Consider the following 16,861-nt stretch of genomic DNA (forward strand, 5'->3'; position numbering starts at 1 on the left):
AGCTGGGTCGCCAACGCGATGATCTCTGCCGACGCCTCAGACTGGCAGAGTGGAAGCTCTCAGCGACTGGCTTCGGGACCAGGCGCCACTGCGCCACCAAGCGGATGCCCTCGGGGTCGGTTCCCTGCGCCTCATCACGGGGCCGGACAACGCATGGGGTGGCGGGAAGAACTCCGAGTGCGAAGTCTGGGGCGGCGCTCTCAACCACGCCGACCTCGACGCGCTCAGGCAACGCTTCGCGGAGACGCCCTGGCAGCAACCGAATGCGGTGCAACTTCCGATTCTGGACCAGGAGGAGGCATTCTTCCGGCTGTGAATGATCCGACACGGCGAACTGCGGCAGTACACGCCACTTGAGCCGTCCGAGAAGGATGCCGTCTTCTATGGCGACTGACCGAGTTTTGCACTGTAGTGCGTAAGTCGGGCGAGCCGATCACGCCTTCGAAGGAGGCTCTCTAGAAGGCCTCTGCGTATAGGGGGTATCACCTCGGTGACTTGCTGAAACCCATCAGTTCGAGGTCTCGAACTCAAACACTCCTATAAATACGGCACGGAGCCATCATGCCTTTCCATGGGGGCGCCCCCCTCCATCCCGGTGTCAACCGATCCCCCGCCGGAGGCATTGCCTTGGCCTCGGGCCGCGCTATGCGGTGATCGACTAATGGCCGATACGGCCCTTGGTGGCCTGATACGAAAGGCACGCGCGAGGGGGCAGGGTGCAGCCGTTACCGGATGACTGGCACGGAACCGGCCGGGCGACGCGGTGCGCCGCGAAATCCGGGAATTGCAGCCGAACCCGGTGATCTGGCTGATTGACCGGCGGCGCGCCGGTTAGGACATACGTAGTTGGGCGGACGGTCTAACTGGAGAGCGCCTTATTAGGCGGCAGTTGGACAAGCTCCGCGGCCGTGGCTGGTTCACTCTCCATGCGATGTAGTGGGCGAGCGGCGCGGACATCGATCACCTCGCCATCGGCCCCGCCGGCGTCTTCTCCATCAACTCCAAGAGCCACCGAGGGAAGACTGTCTGGTACGGCGACACCGCTGTCACAATGAACGGCTCCCCAACCCGCCGCATCGCGGTCGGCCAGTCCGAAGCCCGACGCATCTCGCGGGTCTTATCCACACGCTGTGGAGTCGACGTTCCCGTCCGCCCTGTGATCTCCGCGGTGAACGCGACGAAGCTCACGGGCCTGACCGTCAGTGCCAAACGGGCTCGATCAAGCTCGGGTCGAACTTGCGGCGCCCCCGGCCTGCCGGGTGGATGATCACAGCCGTCAGACTGCGCAACACGATTTCCTGCTGCCGCTCGATGGGTAGCCCGAAGAACTCGTCCGCTGTCAGGTTCGCAGTCTCGCCCTTGGACTCTGCCTGCTTCTGCTCCTTGTAGAACCGAGCACGCTCCAACTTCAGCTCGTCGCGCAATCGCTCCTTGGCCGGCAAGAGCTGCAAGAGAGTAGCCACCGTGATCTGCTTTGTCCGCTCGGCCTCCACCAGCTGGGCAATGCCCTCGTTCACCCGCTCCAGCTCTGCCTCCTTGGTCCACTGCTGGTCAATAGGCACATTCGTCACCGACGCTCGTGCGTCTTGCTCCGCCAGGACGAGTTGAGCTATCAGCCGGTCAACGGGCTCACCTGTACGGGCGACCTTGCCGCAGCCGCCGTTCACGACGGAGCACTGATAGGTGAACCTGGCGGCTTTCGATTCCGGCTTCCAGCGCTGGTTAATCTGGCCTCGGATCTTCGTCTTGCACAGTCCACAGCGGGCGATCCCTGACAGAAGGTACTTACGCGCGAGTGACTTCCCGGGGCGCGCTTGCTTACGCTCGGCGATCACTGCGCACACCGCCTCCCACTCTGCGAGCGTGTTGATCGGCTCCCACTCGCCCTTCACGGGCTGGCCGTCCTCGCCGTACAGGATCTCGCCGTGGTAGGTCCGATAGCCGACCAGGCGAGGGTTGGTCAGGATGTGCTCGACGTGGTGGTGGGCCATGCGCTTGGTGCCCTCGCGGGGGTTGCCCAAGCCCTGTTCTTGCCACCTCGTGCGGATGGTCCCGATGCGGACCCCGGCCAGGATCTCGCGCTGTGCCTCAAGAATCGCCTTGGCCGCCTCTGGGTCGACCTTGGTCCGGTCGTCCTTCCGCCATCCGTACGGCGCAGGCCCTCCGCTGTCTTTTCCCTGCTGCGCCAGTTCTAAGTGCTTGCGCTGGATGCGGCGCGACGAGTCGTGCGATGACTTGTTGGCGAAAGCGACCATGATGCGCGCCATGGTGCGGCCATCCGGCGTCCCGATGTTGATGTCATTGGTGACGGTGGCGAACTCCAGCCGCGGGCGTTCGTCGTAGATCTCGATGAGGCGTTCCAGGTCCTTCGGCTGCCGGGCGAGCCGGTCGAGGTCGTAGGCCACGATGCCGTCGATGAGGCCGGCGCGGAGGTCCTGCAACATCAGCTCGAACTCGTCGCGCACGACGTTGCGCTTGAACGCGGACACGTCGTTGTCCTCGTAGACCTTCACGGGCTGCCACGACCGGAGGTCCGCCAGGCGCTCACAGTCTTGTTGCTGCCGGGCGACACCGAAGGCGTCGCCTTCATCGTCCCGCGAAATGCGCGTGTAAATCCCCACCCTGCGTGCCAAGACCGGCCTCCCCTGCCTTCCGAGCACGCTCAGACTACTACCGTCATGGAGTCAAATCAGCTGATCAGTCGAGCCGCCGGTGGTGAAGCGGGCCGGGCAGGTCCTCGACGCCTGACGACCGGGTGGCGGTCGTCGGTGGCCGACCGTGGCCGGTCGGGTCCACGGCTTCCGCGGCCGGGTCCACGGGCCCCTGCGGCCGGATCCACGGCTCGCGCGGCCGGCCGAGGGCTTCCGGCGGCCGACCGGACCCATCTCGGCGGCCGACCCGGCCGGACCCACGTGCGGCGTGCGGGTTAGACGTCCGCCGACGCCGTCGCCAGCACCGAGCCGGAGCCGTCGCGGACGTTCGCGTCCGCGTGGCGCACCGGGCCCTGGATGGTCCAGGTGTGCTCCCAGGAGGTGCCCGGGCCCACTTCGTCGACCGGGCGGATGAACTCGAGGTGGGTGCCGTCCGCGGTGTCCACCCCGAGGACGATCGAGACGGCGTCGTCCGTGGTCACGGAGTCGGACGCGTCCGCGTTGCGGATCCGGGCGGTGACGGCGTTGCCCGTCATCTCCAGGAAGGCTTCCAGGTCTGAGCCGGTCATTTTCCCACTCCCGCCTGTGTCCGGTCGCATCCCGAGGGCCCCTCTTCCAGGGTGCACGAGAAGGGCCCCCGGCGCAGCGCCAGGGGCCCTCCGTCAGTCCGCCGAGCGCCGGCGGAGGCTGAGGTCAGAACGTGCCCAGCTTCACGATCGACAGCAGGGCGATCAGCTGGATGGCCGACGCGCCCAGGGCCTTCGGCCAGGGCAGGTCGTGGGACCGGGAGACCATCAGGGTGAGCAGGGCGCCGCACGCCACCCAGGTGGCCCAGCCGAGGATCTGGACGAAGGGGGCGTCGCCACCGAGGAACATGGCGACGACCAGGCGGGGCGCGTCCGTGATGGACATGATCAGCATGGAGAGGCCGACCGTCGGCTGCCAGGCGCCGTCGCCGCCGAGCTGGCGGGCCAGGGTGTGGGTGACCACGCCCAGGATGAAGGCGCTCAGCACCAGGGCGACCGCGGTGGTCAGGACGATCGGTACGGCGTTGGAGAGGGTGGCGTTGATCGCGTCCTCGCGGGCGCCGTCGAAGCCGAAGACGGCGAGCAGGCCGTAGAGGAACGTGACGATGAGGGCGGGGACCCACATGGTGTAGTCCCGCATCTGGAGGAAGGTCTGGTTGGGGGCGAGCACGATGCCCCGCAGCAGGTCCTTCCAGTGCAGCCGCGGGCCGATCGGCCCGGCCGGGGCCGCGGCGCCCGCCCGGTAGGTACCGCCCTGCTGGTAGGGGTCCTCGCCGATGGAGAAGGCCTGGGTGTGGCCGGGGTTGTTGGCCGCGTAGGGGTCCGGGGTGCCGGGGTGCGGGTAGGAGGAGCCGTCGTCGCCGAAGTACTCGGGCTCGCCGCCGCCGTGACCGCCGCCGCCGTGGCCACCGTGCCGGCCGGGTCCTCCGTGGCCGCCGTAGCCGCCGCCCGAGGGTGGCCACGGGCCGCCGCTGCTCCCGCCGTAGCCCTGCTGCCCCGGGTACGGGTGCGGCTGCGGCGCGGGGGGATGGCCGTACGACGGGCCCTGCGGGGCCTGCTGTCCGTACGGGGGGTGTTGCGGTCGCGTGTGCGGGGCGCGGTCGTTCCGGCCGCCGCGTCCGATCCTGAATCCAGCCACGTCATCGAACGTACCTGGTCCCGGAGAGTGACGTGCGGGGGCCGGGGCTCCGGGCCCGGCTTTGCGGCCGGACTGTGACATCCCTTACGGAGCCGGGCCCGCGTCCCCTAAGGGACGTCCCGTGCGGCGGTGGAGGGCGTCGCCGGGACGGCCGTCAGGGTGAGCGGGATCACCGTGAGCGGGCCGCCCGCGACGACAGGAACGCCGACGTCGAGAACGTCACCGCGGGCTCGCGGGCGAGCAGCCCCGTCTTCGTCCCCGGATAGACGGCCACCGTGTCCTCCCGCTCGCCCCGGTGGGTGCGCACGGCGAGATCGTCGCGCCCGTCGCCGTCGAAGTCGCCGGCGGCGAGGACCCGGGTGGTGCCCTGGGCGGGCGGTGTGACGGTCACCGGGCCGGCCGCGGACAGGCCTTTCGCACTGCCGTGGAAGACGCGAAGTGACGAGCCGCCGCTGACGAGTTCGCTGAGGCCGTCGCCGTCGAAGTCGCCGGTGTCGAGCAGGGTTCCGGGGGAGGGGAGGGTGGCGCGGGTGGGGACCGGGAGGTCGTAGCGCAGGGCCGTCCCGTTCCGGGTGCCCACCGCCGCGTCCAGTGCCTCTCCCATGCCGAAGCGGCCGAGCGCGACATCGGCGCCGGAGGGCAGCAGCACGCCCGTGCGGACCGGGCCGTCCGGGCCGCCGTGCACCACCGAGGCGGAGCCCTCGCCCTCCGTCGCGCGGACCACGAGGTCGTCGGTGCCGTCCCGGTCGATGTCGACGGCCGGGCCGACCGGGACGTTGCCGGGCGCGGCGAGCGGGACGCCCGCGCTCCTGGCCGTACCCCTCCGGGTGAACGGTCCGCGCAGGTAGCTGAGTTGCTTCCCCGAGGCGTGCACGACGAGGTCCTGTGCGCCGTCGTCGTCGAAGTCGCCGCACACCGGCCGGTCCGGCCAGTCCTTGCCGGCCCGGGCGCGGGCCGGGATCACCAGTTTCACGGCGCGCCCGGTCAGGCCTTCCGGGGAGCCGAAGAGGAGCTGGAGCGGGACCGGGGGCTGCCCTTGTCCGTCGTACGGCGGGTCCGTCGTGACGACGAGGTCGGTGAACCCGTCGCCGTCGAGGTCGCAGGTCGCGGCGACGTCGAAGACGGCGGGCAGTTGTCCGGCCGTGCGGGCGCCCTGCCGCACGGGGCTGATCAGCTGCCGGGCGCCGGGCACGAGACCGCGCGGCCCGCCGTAGACGACGCCGATGCCCGCGTCGTCGGCGTGACTCTGCTGTTTCACCAGGTCGTTGAGGACGAGGTCGCGGTGGCCGTCGCCGTTGAAGTCGTCGGGGACGTCGCTGCCCCCGCCGCGGGGGACGGGCAGCAGGGGCGGGGCCCCGGCGGTCTCGCGCCCGGGTGTCTCGTCGGGGGCGTCCGGTTCCGCCGGGCCGGGCCCGCAGGCGGTGAGGAGCAGGACGCCGGCCACCAGGGCCCCGGCAGCACGCACGCGCATGACTTCACCTCGTACGCCTCTTCGACAACGACTGGGTAATGATGCACGGGTTCGAAGGGCGGGGGCAGCTCGGGTGCCGGGCCTGCGTGTCCTTGACCGGTATGGGCGGCTACGGCGGCGACGTGGCGCGGTGCGACGGGGGTGACGGTGCGGAAGTGCCCCTGCGCGGACCGTGAGCCGCTCTAGTCTTGCCGTCATGGACGACGACGACCGGCGCGTACTCGACCTGCTCCATGCCCTGGACCGTCTCCCCGGACCCGAGCATCTCGAATTCCCCGACGGGTTCGACCACAACCGGGCCCGGATGCGGGCGATCCAGCTCAGGAAGCGGCTGAACGACGAGTTCGGGGACGGGAGGTACGAGACCCCCTGCCGGCTGGACGACATGATCCAGGACGCGTCCTACTACTTCGGTGTGCGCATCCCGCCCCGCGCCACGGAGGCCGACGAGTGGATCTGCCTGCGCCTCAGCAACTACGGCGACCTCGTGGTCGTCACCACCCCCCGTCCGGAGAGCCACCCCGATCTGGACGCGGCGGTCGCTGCGGGCGCCCTGTCCGTGCGGGACCGCGAGCGGGTGGAGACGGTGCTGTCCGAGATGGAGTACCAGCTGGTGCCGCTTCCGCTGCTCCAGCGCCGGTACGACGGGGTGACGTGGCTCGCCGAGGCGGAGACCGGTGACGGGTCGCCCGTGACGTGGTGGACGCGGTTCTTCGAGTATCTGTAGGCCAGGCCGCCCGCGCGAGGGCCCCGTGGTGCGGTGCCGCCGCCGCGCCGGCCCCGGCCCGCCCCGTGAGCCGGGAAACCCCCGGGGGCGTCCGGCAGGATGGACCCATGAGCGTAGTGAAGATCAACGTGCTGACCGTTCCCGCCGAGCAGCGGGAGGTGCTGGAGAAGCGGTTCGCGTCCCGCGCGCACGCGGTGGAGTCCTCCGACGGTTTCGAGTGGTTCGAACTCCTCCGCCCCGTCGAGGGCACCGACACCTACCTGGTCTACACCCGCTGGCGGGACGAGGAGTCCTTCCAGGCGTGGATGGAGGGCCCCATGAAGTCGGCGCACCAGGGCGGCGGCGAGGGCGCCGGCGAACGCCCGAAGCCGGCCGCCTCCGGGTCGACGCTGTGGTCCTTCGAGGTGGTGCAGCAGGCGGGGCCGAAGGGCGAGTAGCCGGGCCTGCGGCCGGGGACGTGATCCCGCCCCGGCCGTACCCTTCCCGGTCACCCGCCCGCGAGCGGCGATCCCTGCCGCGCCACGGGAGGTGGCGGTCCGTCAGGGGCTCCCTCGCTCCTGGCCGGGCGCGTGCTTCGCGGAGACGCTGTGAAAGGCTTCGGCCTGACCACCCGAGCAGGCGAAAGGCGATCGAGATGACAACGGCCCGCCTGCGCACAGCAGCGTGGAGTTCGGTCTGCCTCACCGCGGCCGCGCTGCTCGTCGGCTGCTCGGTGTCGGCGAGTACCGGTGCTGCCGAGCCGACGCTGTCAGCCGGCAAGCTCGCCGACACGGTCGCGCGGAAGCTCGCGGAGACGACCGGGCAGCCGAAGCCGGATGTCACCTGCCCCGAGGACCTGGTCGGCAAGGTGGGCACCACCACCCGTTGCACGCTCACCGCGGGCGACGGCAGCAGCCTGGGCGTGACGGTCACCGTGTCCTCTGTCGACGGGGACCGGATCGACTTCGACATCGAGGCCGACGGGACGGCCTCCCCGGCCGCGGACTGACGGGCACCCGCCGGGCACCCTCCCGGCGGCTGCCGATCCGAGGCGGACTAGGGGCCTGTCGTTCGGAGCATCCCGGCGTCGCGGGGTCCGGCACGCACATCCGCCGCGTTGTCGGCACTCGCCGAAGCTCCGCTTCGGCTCCCTCCTCCGCCTCGCAGCCGCACGTACGGACCCCGCTCGGGTCGCCCGGAAAGGCGCCGCACTCCACAGCCGGCCTGGTACGAACGACAGGCCCTAACCCGCGGCGAAGGGCTCGGGGGACGGGGACCGCCGGGAAGCCGGGCGGTCCAGGTGGGTCACCACCGTGGCGTAGAACCGGTGCACGGCGTCGTCGACACTGCGGATGAATCCGGATTCGGCGTTGCCGCGGCTGCTGCCCATGCCCTTGAAGAGGGACAGCCGGAAGCCGGTGATCTGCGCCCCGTTCTTCGGCAGCATGTCCGCCGGCTCGGGTCGCAGGCGTTCCAGTGTGCCTCGCGGTCCTCCCGTCTCTCCCTCGACGAGTGTTTCGACGTGGAGGTCGGCGGGCGCTTCGGCCAGCCGGCGGATCAGTCGCTTCGCCCAGCTCAAGGGGTAGCCCTGGGCCGGTGCCGGGATGTCGATGGAGGTGCGGAGCTTGCCGGTGCGCAGGTCGGCCGCGACGGCGAGTACGCCGGGGGTGCCCTCGATGCGGAGTTCGGCGTGCAGCCTGCCTTCCAGGCAGAGCCGGTCGGCGAGGAGGGCGCGGCTCGCGCCGGGGTCGACCCCGCGCTTGGTGCGCTTGACCGGGAGCACCTTCTGGCCGAGTTCGCCGCCGAGGCGCAGACAGACCTGCCGGATCAGCCGCTCCCAGTTCTCCACCACCTCCAGGGCGCGGGGGTCCCCGTGGCAGAGCGTCTCGTCGTCGATGCCGTTGCGTACGGGCACCCAGGACGAGCCCATGTTCTGGAAGCCGTGGCACCCGGAGTTCTCGTGCTGGAGGTAGTGGAGCAGCTCCTGGAGCAGCCAGGCGTGGGCCATGTTGCCCACGCCTTCGTGCCGGATGAGCATCTGTGCCTGGTGGGCGACCTCCGCCCAGGACAGGTGCCAGAGGGCGACCTTGTGCTTGCGCCGTCCGTCGATCTTGACGTCGACCAGCGGTATGCCGTCCAGCGCGACGTCGTTCGACAGGGTGACGACGGCTTCGTAGCCGCGGCGGGCGGCGATGTCCATGTACGCCTGGACCTGTTCGGCTTTGAGGGCGTTGCCGTTGGTCTTGGTCTCGACCAGCGCCGTCCACAGCTTGCCGGCCCGCTCGACCCGGATCACTCCGTCCGGCCGCCGGGGGGTGTCGCCGTGCGGCAGCGAGACTTCGGCGAAGGTCTCCATGCGGCCGGCCGGCGCTCCGAACCCGGCGGTCAGACGCCTGCCGAATTCCGGGATCTGCGCCATCACCGAGAGCAGGACCGAGGTCGCGCGCATCTCGCGGTCGCGGTCGCTCTTGAGCGCCGAGACCGGGAAGAGCCGGGCCGGCCTCCAGGAGTCGTTCTCGGCCAGCGACGCCTTGGCCGCCTTGGGGAGGGTGACTTTCCTGCGGGCGGTGCGCGGCCGTGCGGACGCCTTCCTCGGCTTCTCGCCGGCGTCGGGCCGTCTGGGCGCCGGGACGGCCTCCAGCAGGTGCGGCCGGTCGGCGGGGGCGGCCGCCGTGGCGGGCTCCGCCCGGTCGTCGTCACCGGGCGTGGCGTCCGCGGCCTCACCGGCGGCATCGTCCTCGATGTCCACGCCGAAGTCCGTCGCCAGACCGGCCAGGCCCGACTCGTAGCCCTGCCCGACGGCCCGGAGCTTCCACTCCCCGCCGCGCCGGTACAGCTCCCCGAAGATGAACGCGCTCACCGAGCCCGGATCGTCGATCGCGAACCTGAGCAGGTTCTCGCCGGAGCCGTCGGACAGCGTGAGCTGCAGGTCGTCCAGTTCCCCGAAGTGGGCTCCGTCGTAGCGGCTCGCCGCCACGACGATCCGGTCGATGGCATGCGGGACCGCCGTCAGATCGAAGCTGATCCGGTCCTGATTGCCGCTCCCGGTGGGTGCCTTGCCCAGGAGCTGCACGCTCCCGTCGGCGGCGACCGGGTTGTTGTAGAAGTAGAAGTCGGCGTCGCTGCGCACTTTGCCGTCCGTGTTCAGCAGCAGTACGGAGACGTCCGCGTCGCCCTCGCCCGTCGGGCTGGTCCAGTCGAGACTCACCATGACGGACTCGACGTTCTCGCTGAGGGCCGCCAACCCCACATTGGCGCCCTTGATCAACTGGTACATGTACCCCCACCCCCAGAAGCGCACGTCAGACACGGGCCACCCGTTGTGACGTGGCGCACACCAACTGCACAGCGAACCTTAGTACCCGGCACGCGCGTCCCGGGGCGGAAGCGGTACGGCCGTGGATCGACGCCTCGGTCCGGAGGCGTGAGCCGTGAAGAACGCCGACGCCCCCGCGGCCGTGGGGGCTGCGGGGGCGTCGGGTGGTGCGGGGGTGGTTACTTCACCGGCTCCGGCTCGGGCGTGCTCTCCGTCTCCGGGTCGCCCGCCGGGTCGGACGGGGTCTTGACCGAGTCCAGGAGGAGCTGGGCGACGTCGACGACCTGGATGGACTCCTTGGCCTTGCCGTCGTTCTTCTTGCCGTTGACCGAGTCGGTCAGCATGACGAGGCAGAACGGGCAGGCGGTGGAGACGATGTCCGGGTTGACCGACAGCGCCTCGTCGACGCGCTCGTTGTTGATGCGCTTGCCGATGCGCTCTTCCATCCACATGCGCGCTCCGCCGGCGCCGCAGCAGAAGCCGCGCTCCTTGTGGCGGTGCATCTCCTCGTTGCGGACGCCGGGGACGGCGGCGATGATCTCGCGCGGGGGCGTGTAGATCTTGTTGTGACGGCCCAGGTAGCAGGGGTCGTGGTAGGTGATGATGCCCTCGACCGGGGTCACCGGGATCAGCTTGCCCTCGTCGACGAGGTGCTGGAGCAGCTGGGTGTGGTGGATGACCTCGTAGTCGCCGCCGAGCTGCGGGTACTCGTTGCCGAGCGTGTTGAGGCAGTGCGGGCAGGTGGCGACGATCTTCTTGGCCGACTTGGGCTTCGCGGTCTCGGGGACGACCTTGCCGTCGTCGTCCAGCTCCTCGCCGAAGGCCGTGTTCAGGGCCATGACGTTCTCCATGCCCAGCTCCTGGAACAACGGCTCGTTGCCCAGGCGGCGGGCGGAGTCGCCCGTGCACTTCTCGTCGCCGCCCATGATCGCGAACTTGACGCCCGCGATGTGGAGGAGTTCGGCGAAGGCCTTGGTGGTCTTCTTGGCGCGGTCCTCGAGGGCGCCGGCGCAGCCGACCCAGTACAGGTACTCGACCTCGGACAGGTCCTCGATGTCCTTGCCGACGACCGGGACCTCGAAGTCGACCTCCTTGAGCCACTCCAGGCGCTGCTTCTTCGCCAGGCCCCAGGGGTTGCCCTTCTTCTCCAGGTTCTTGAGCATCGTGCCCGCCTCGGACGGGAACGCCGACTCGATCATGACCTGGTAGCGGCGCATGTCGACGATGTGGTCGATGTGCTCGATGTCCACCGGGCACTGTTCGACGCAGGCGCCGCAGGTGGTGCAGGACCACAGGACGTCCGGGTCGATGACGCCGTTCTCCTCCAGCGACCCCACGAGCGGCCGCTCGGCCTCCGCCAGGGCGGCGGCGGGCACGCCGGCCAGCTGCTCCTCGGACGCCTTCTCCTCGCCCTCCATCGTCTTGCCGCCGCCCGCGAGCAGGTACGGCGCCTTGGCGTGGGCGTGGTCCCGCAGGGACATGATCAGCAGCTTCGGGGAGAGCGGCTTGCCCGTGTTCCAGGCCGGGCACTGCGACTGGCAGCGGCCGCACTCGGTGCAGGTGGAGAAGTCGAGCAGGCCCTTCCAGGAGAACTGCTCGACCTGGGAGACGCCGAAGACGTCGTCGTCGCCCGGATCCTCGAAGTCGATCGGCTTGCCGCCGGAGGTCATCGGCTGGAGGCCGCCGAGCGCCGTGGAGCCGTCCGCGTTGCGCTTGAACCAGATGTTCGGGAAGGCGAGGAAGCGGTGCCAGGCCACACCCATGTTGGTGTTGAGCGAGACCGTGATCATCCAGATCATGGTCGTGCTCAGCTTGATCATCGCGAAGAGGTAGACCAGGGTCTGGAGCGTGGAGACGCTCAGGCCGTCCAGGGCCATGATCACCGGGTACGAGGCGAAGTACGCGGCCTCGTAGTGGTCCACGTGGTGCAGGGCGCCCTCCAGGGCGCGCAGCACGTAGATGGCCAGGCCGATCGTGAGGATGACCCACTCGACGAAGTAGGCCTGGCCCATCTTCGAGCCGGCGAAGCGGGACTTGCGGCCCGGCCGCGACGGCAGGTTCAGCAGGCGGATGACCATGAGGACGGCGATGCCGAGGGTGGTCATGGCGCCGATGAACTCGATGTACATCTCGTACGGCAGGAAGCCGCCGAGCACCGGCAGGGTCCAGTCGGCCTGGAAGAGCTGGCCGTACGCGGTGATGATCGTCGGCGGCAGCGTCAGGAAGCCGATGGCCACGAACCAGTGGGCGACACCGACGATGCCCCAGCGGTTCATCCGGGTGTGTCCCAGGAACTCGCGGACCAGGGTCACGCTGCGCTGGTAGGGGTTGTCCGTCCGGGTGCCTGCCGGGACCGGCTGGCCCAGCTTGAAGTACCTGACGAACTGGCCGATCGCGCGTGCGAGCAGCGCCACGCCGACCACGGTCAGGACCAGCGACACGATGATCGCGGCGAGTTGCATTGGGGGCTCCTCGGGCCTGCGAGGGAGATTACTAAGCGGTAACTTATGCAGTCCGTCTGAGACTACCCGTATCTTCCGCCGCACTGTAGCCGGGCGCGGGGTGATCTGAATCGCTGAGGGTTGCCTCAGCGCTACGGGGGCGTGGTCGCTCGACCGGCGGTGTTACTCGTACCAAAATGGGGCATACGGCTCCAGGTCAATTCTGCATGCCCCGGGTGTGGCGGTGGCGGCGAGGGTGCTCCGGCCGGGGCCGCGGCTGGTTGCGTGTAAGCGGCGGATAAGAGTTGAGCCGGATTGACTCAGGTCTGTTGACCCAGCGATGAGTGTCAGGCACACTTGAGCCTGTTCCACTCAAGTCGCTGGAGGAATCAACCATGGCACGTGCGGTCGGCATCGACCTGGGCACGACTAACTCCGTCGTCAGCGTTCTGGAGGGCGGCGAGCCCACCGTCATCACCAACGCCGAGGGTGCCAGGACCACGCCGTCCGTCGTCGCCTTCGCCAAGAACGGCGAGGTGCTGGTCGGCGAGGTGGCCAAGCGCCAGGCGGTCACCAACGTCGACAGGACCATCCGGTCGGTCAAGCGCCACATGGGCACCGACTGGAAGATCAACCTCGACGGCAAGGACTTCAACCCGCAGCAGATCAGCGCCTTCGTGCTGCAGAAGCTGAAGCGGGACGCCGAGGCCTACCTGGGCGAGAAGGTGACCGACGCGGTCATCACCGTCCCGGCGTACTTCAACGACGCCGAGCGTCAGGCCACCAAGGAGGCCGGCGAGATCGCCGGTCTGAACGTCCTGCGCATCGTCAACGAGCCGACCGCCGCCGCCCTGGCGTACGGCCTCGACAAGGACGACCAGACCATCCTCGTCTTCGACCTCGGTGGCGGTACGTTCGACGTCTCGCTGCTGGAGATCGGCGACGGCGTCGTCGAGGTGAAGGCCACCAACGGTGACAACCACCTCGGTGGTGACGACTGGGACCAGCGCGTCGTCGACTACCTGGTCAAGCAGTTCCAGTCCGGCCACGGCGTGGACCTGTCCAAGGACAAGATGGCCCTGCAGCGCCTGCGCGAGGCCGCCGAGAAGGCCAAGATCGAGCTGTCCTCGTCCACCGAGACCTCGATCAACCTCCCCTACATCACCGCCTCCGCCGAGGGCCCCCTGCACCTCGACGAGAAGCTGACCCGCGCCCAGTTCCAGCAGCTGACCGCGGACCTCCTGGAGCGCTGCAAGACGCCGTTCCACAACGTCATCAAGGACGCGGGCATCTCGATCAACGAGATCGACCACGTCGTCCTCGTCGGCGGCTCCACCCGCATGCCCGCCGTCGCCGAGCTCGTCAAGGAGCTGACCGGCGGCAAGGAGGCCAACAAGGGCGTGAACCCGGACGAGGTCGTCGCCATCGGCGCCTCGCTCCAGGCCGGTGTCCTCAAGGGCGAGGTCAAGGACGTCCTGCTGCTCGACGTCACCCCGCTGTCCCTCGGCATCGAGACCAAGGGCGGCATCATGACCAAGCTGATCGAGCGGAACACGACGATCCCGACCAAGCGGTCCGAGATCTTCACCACCGCCGAGGACAACCAGCCGTCCGTGCAGATCCAGGTCTACCAGGGCGAGCGCGAGATCGCGGCGTACAACAAGAAGCTCGGCATGTTCGAGCTGACCGGTCTGCCCCCGGCGCCGCGCGGCGTCCCGCAGATCGAGGTCTCCTTCGACATCGACGCCAACGGCATCATGCACGTCACGGCGAAGGACCTCGGCACCGGCAAGGAGCAGAAGATGACCGTCACCGGCGGCTCCTCGCTCCCGAAGGAAGAGGTCGACCGCATGCGCGAGGAGGCCGAGCGCTACGCGGAGGAGGACCACAAGCGCCGCGAGGCCGCCGAGACCCGCAACCAGGGCGAGCAGCTCGTCTACCAGACGGAGAAGTTCCTCAAGGACAACGAGGACAAGGTCCCCGGCGAGATCAAGACCGAGGTCGAGGAAGCCGTCGCCGAGCTGAAGGAGAAGCTCAAGGGCGAGGACACCGCCGAGATCCGCACCGCCACCGAGAAGGTCGCGGCCGTCTCGCAGAAGCTGGGCCAGGCGCTGTACGCCGACGCCCAGGGCGCGCAGGCCGCCGGCGGCGCCTCCGCCGACGCCGGTGACGCCAAGGCCGACGACGACGTCGTGGACGCCGAGATCGTGGACGACGAGCGCAAGGACGGTGCCGCGTGACGGAGGAGACCCCGGGTTTCGAGGAGAAGCCCGACGTCCCCTCCGGCGCCACCCCTGACGACGCCGAGCCGAAGGCCGCCTCCCCCTCCGCGGAGGAGGGGGCGGCCCCGGCCGGGGACGCGAACGAGACAGCGGGTCTGGTGGCCCAGCTGGACCAGGTGCGCACGGCGCTGAGCGAGCGGACGGCGGACCTCCAGCGGCTCCAGGCCGAGTACCAGAACTACCGCCGCCGGGTCGAGCGCGACCGCGTCGCGGTCAAGGAGATCGCCATCGCGAACCTCCTGACCGAGCTGCTGCCCGTCCTCGACGACATCGGGCGCGCGCGCGAGCACGGTGAACTCGTCGGCGGCTTCAAGTCGGTGGCCGAGTCGCTGGAGACCGTCGCGGCCAAGATGGGCCTCCAGCAGTTCGGCAAGGAGGGCGAGCCCTTCGACCCGACGATCCACGAGGCCCTGATGCACAGCTACGCCCCGGACGTCACGGAGACGACCTGCGTCGCGATCCTCCAGCCGGGGTACCGCATCGGCGAGCGCACGATCCGCCCCGCGCGGGTCGCGGTCGCCGAGCCCCAGCCGGGCGCGCAGACCGTCAAGGCCGAGGACTCGGAGAACGCCCAGGGCGCCGCGGGTGCGGACAAGGCCGACGACAAGGAGAACGGTGGCCCGGAGGAGGGCTGACGTTATAACGCACGCAGGAGAGGAGGGACGTCGGGGATGAGCACCAAGGACTTCATCGAGAAGGACTACTACAAGGTCCTCGGCGTCCCCAAGGACGCCACCGAGGCCGAGATCAAGAAGGCGTACCGGAAGCTCGCCCGCGAGTTCCACCCGGACGCCAACAAGGGGAACGTCAAGGCCGAGGAGCGCTTCAAGGAGATCTCCGAGGCGAACGACGTCCTCGGTGACCCGAAGAAGCGCAAGGAGTACGACGAGGCGCGCGCCCTCTTCGGCAACGGCGGCTTCCGGCCCGGCCCCGGCGCCGCCGGCGGCACGTTCAACTTCGACCTGGGCGACCTCTTCGGCGGCGCCCAGGGCGGGGCGGGCGGCGGCTTCGGCGGCGGGCTCGGGGACGTCTTCGGGGGCCTGTTCAACCGGGGCGGCGCCGGGACCACGCGCACCCAGCCGCGCCGTGGCCAGGACATCGAGTCCGAGGTGACCCTCAGCTTCACCGAGGCGATCGAGGGCGCCACCGTCCCGCTGCGGATGTCCTCCCAGGCGCCGTGCAAGGCCTGCTCCGGCACCGGCGACAAGAACGGCACACCGCGGGTGTGCCCGACCTGCGTCGGCACCGGACAGGTGGCGCGCGGCTCCGGCGGCGGCTTCTCGCTCACCGACCCCTGCCCGGACTGCAAGGGCCGCGGTCTGATCGCCGAGCAGCCGTGTGACATCTGCAAGGGCAGCGGCCGGGCCAAGTCGTCCCGGACCATGCAGGTGCGCATCCCGGCGGGCGTCTTCGACGGGCAGCGCATCCGGCTGCGCGGCAAGGGCGCGCCGGGCGAACGCGGCGGACCGGCGGGTGACCTGTACGTGGTCGTGCACGTCAAGGAACACCCCGTCTTCGGCCGCAAGGGCGACAACCTCACCGTCACCGTTCCCGTGACGTTCGCGGAGGCGGCCCTGGGCGGCGAGGTCCGGGTACCCACGCTGGGCGGCCCGGCCGTCACCCTGAAGCTGCCGCCGGGCACGCCCAACGGGCGTACCATGCGGGCGCGTGGCAAGGGCGCGGTCCGCAAGGACGGCACCCGCGGCGACCTGCTGGTCACCGTGGAGGTGAGTGTTCCGGCGGACCTGTCGGGGAAGGCTCGTGACGCACTCGAGGCGTATCGCGAGGCGACCGCGGGCGAGGACCCGCGGGCGGAGCTGTTCGAGGCCGCGAAGGGAGCATGAGTCAGATGGATGGCCGTCGTCCCCGCCAGCGCGGGGGTTTTTCCCCGTACGAACTGACCGACGAGACCCCGGTCTACGTCATCTCGGTGGCGGCCCAGCTGTCCGGCCTGCACCCGCAGACACTGCGCCAGTACGACCGTCTCGGCCTGGTCTCCCCGGACCGCACCGCGGGCCGGGGCCGCCGCTACTCGGCCCGGGACATCGAACTGCTGCGGCAGGTGCAGCAGTTGTCCCAGGACGAGGGCATCAACCTGGCCGGCATCAAGCGCATCATCGAACTGGAGAACCAGGTCGCGGCGCTGCAGTCCCGGGTGGCGGAGCTGGAGGCGGCACTCGACGGGGCGGCGGCGGCCATGCGCCAGCGCGAGGCCGCGGTGCACGCCTCCTACCGGCGCGACCTGGTGCCGTACCAGGAGGTGCAGCAGACCAGCGCGCTGGTGGTGTGGCGGCCGAAGCGGCAGCAGCAGTCGTCCGACTGACCGTGA

15 protein-coding genes are annotated in these 16,861 nt (G+C 69.9%); 9 read left to right on the plus strand and 6 right to left on the minus strand.

Annotation, left to right across the window (positions count from 1 at the left end; translation table 11 throughout):
• Positions 1-49 precede the first annotated feature (49 nt).
• Positions 50-316 (plus strand): hypothetical protein, encoded by a 267-nt coding sequence (locus SGLAU_RS17800; protein WP_244315233.1) that lies wholly within the window; start codon positions 50-52, stop codon positions 314-316.
• Positions 317-955: 639 nt separating this feature from the next.
• Positions 956-1,267 (plus strand): nuclease-related domain-containing protein, encoded by a 312-nt coding sequence (locus SGLAU_RS36270; RefSeq protein ID WP_279628025.1) that lies wholly within the window; start codon positions 956-958, stop codon positions 1,265-1,267.
• On the opposite strand, the gene SGLAU_RS17810 is transcribed toward SGLAU_RS36270, so the two are convergent.
• The 4 genes from SGLAU_RS17810 to SGLAU_RS17825 form a co-directional block, all read right to left on the minus strand.
• Positions 1,200-2,633 (minus strand): recombinase family protein, encoded by a 1,434-nt coding sequence (locus SGLAU_RS17810; RefSeq protein WP_043506751.1) that lies wholly within the window; start codon positions 2,631-2,633, stop codon positions 1,200-1,202. The two genes, SGLAU_RS36270 and SGLAU_RS17810, sit on opposite strands and share 68 nt — an antisense overlap.
• A 293-nt stretch (positions 2,634-2,926) precedes the next feature.
• The gene (locus SGLAU_RS17815) at positions 2,927-3,220 is read right to left on the minus strand and encodes a hypothetical protein (protein ID WP_043502692.1); all 294 of its coding nucleotides are present in this window, start codon (positions 3,218-3,220) and stop codon (positions 2,927-2,929) included.
• Positions 3,221-3,344: 124 nt separating this feature from the next.
• Positions 3,345-4,397, minus strand: coding sequence for a Yip1 family protein (locus SGLAU_RS17820; RefSeq protein WP_043502695.1), 1,053 nt, complete (start codon positions 4,395-4,397; stop codon positions 3,345-3,347).
• 88 nt (positions 4,398-4,485) lie between these two features.
• On the minus strand, positions 4,486-5,787 hold the full coding sequence (locus tag SGLAU_RS17825; RefSeq protein WP_043502696.1) for an FG-GAP repeat domain-containing protein: 1,302 nt from the start codon (positions 5,785-5,787) through the stop codon (positions 4,486-4,488).
• Between the two features lie 196 nt (positions 5,788-5,983).
• Here SGLAU_RS17825 and SGLAU_RS17830 point away from each other — a divergent pair, with 196 nt between their 5' ends.
• From SGLAU_RS17830 to SGLAU_RS17840, 3 genes are all read left to right on the plus strand, one after another.
• Entirely contained in the window at positions 5,984-6,514 is a 531-nt protein-coding gene (locus SGLAU_RS17830; protein ID WP_043502697.1) for a hypothetical protein, read from the plus strand.
• Between the two features lie 107 nt (positions 6,515-6,621).
• Positions 6,622-6,951, plus strand: coding sequence for an antibiotic biosynthesis monooxygenase family protein (locus SGLAU_RS17835; RefSeq protein WP_043502699.1), 330 nt, complete (start codon positions 6,622-6,624; stop codon positions 6,949-6,951).
• Positions 6,952-7,148: 197 nt separating this feature from the next.
• Positions 7,149-7,502 carry a DUF4333 domain-containing protein gene (locus SGLAU_RS17840; protein WP_043502700.1) on the plus strand — a complete coding sequence of 118 codons (354 nt, stop codon included), beginning with the start codon at positions 7,149-7,151 and terminating at the stop codon, positions 7,500-7,502.
• 234 nt (positions 7,503-7,736) lie between these two features.
• Here the strand turns inward: SGLAU_RS17840 and SGLAU_RS17845 are convergent, their stop codons facing one another.
• Both SGLAU_RS17845 and SGLAU_RS17850 read right to left on the minus strand, forming a co-directional pair.
• On the minus strand, positions 7,737-9,770 hold the full coding sequence (locus SGLAU_RS17845) for a TerD family protein (RefSeq protein ID WP_043502701.1): 2,034 nt from the start codon (positions 9,768-9,770) through the stop codon (positions 7,737-7,739).
• Positions 9,771-9,988: 218 nt separating this feature from the next.
• The gene (locus SGLAU_RS17850) at positions 9,989-12,271 is read right to left on the minus strand and encodes a (Fe-S)-binding protein (protein ID WP_043502703.1); all 2,283 of its coding nucleotides are present in this window, start codon (positions 12,269-12,271) and stop codon (positions 9,989-9,991) included.
• Between the two features lie 374 nt (positions 12,272-12,645).
• Between SGLAU_RS17850 and dnaK the strand changes: the two genes are divergently transcribed.
• Genes dnaK through SGLAU_RS17870 form a run of 4 tightly spaced genes read left to right on the plus strand, consistent with a single transcriptional unit; the run spans position 12,646 to position 16,855 of the window.
• Positions 12,646-14,490 carry a molecular chaperone DnaK gene (gene dnaK / locus SGLAU_RS17855; RefSeq protein WP_043502705.1) on the plus strand — a complete coding sequence of 615 codons (1,845 nt, stop codon included), beginning with the start codon at positions 12,646-12,648 and terminating at the stop codon, positions 14,488-14,490.
• Positions 14,487-15,167 (plus strand): nucleotide exchange factor GrpE, encoded by a 681-nt coding sequence (gene grpE, locus SGLAU_RS17860; protein WP_043502706.1) that lies wholly within the window; start codon positions 14,487-14,489, stop codon positions 15,165-15,167. The genes dnaK and grpE overlap by 4 nt, the downstream gene beginning before the upstream one ends.
• A 36-nt stretch (positions 15,168-15,203) precedes the next feature.
• Positions 15,204-16,376, plus strand: a complete 1,173-nt coding sequence (gene dnaJ, locus SGLAU_RS17865; RefSeq protein WP_043502709.1) for a molecular chaperone DnaJ — start codon at positions 15,204-15,206, stop codon at positions 16,374-16,376.
• Between the two features lie 5 nt (positions 16,377-16,381).
• Positions 16,382-16,855 (plus strand): heat shock protein transcriptional repressor HspR, encoded by a 474-nt coding sequence (locus SGLAU_RS17870; protein WP_043502711.1) that lies wholly within the window; start codon positions 16,382-16,384, stop codon positions 16,853-16,855.
• Positions 16,856-16,861: the final 6 nt, after the last annotated feature.

The organism is Streptomyces glaucescens (assembly GCF_000761215.1).
Taxonomy (GTDB): Bacteria; Actinomycetota; Actinomycetes; order Streptomycetales; family Streptomycetaceae; genus Streptomyces; species Streptomyces glaucescens_B.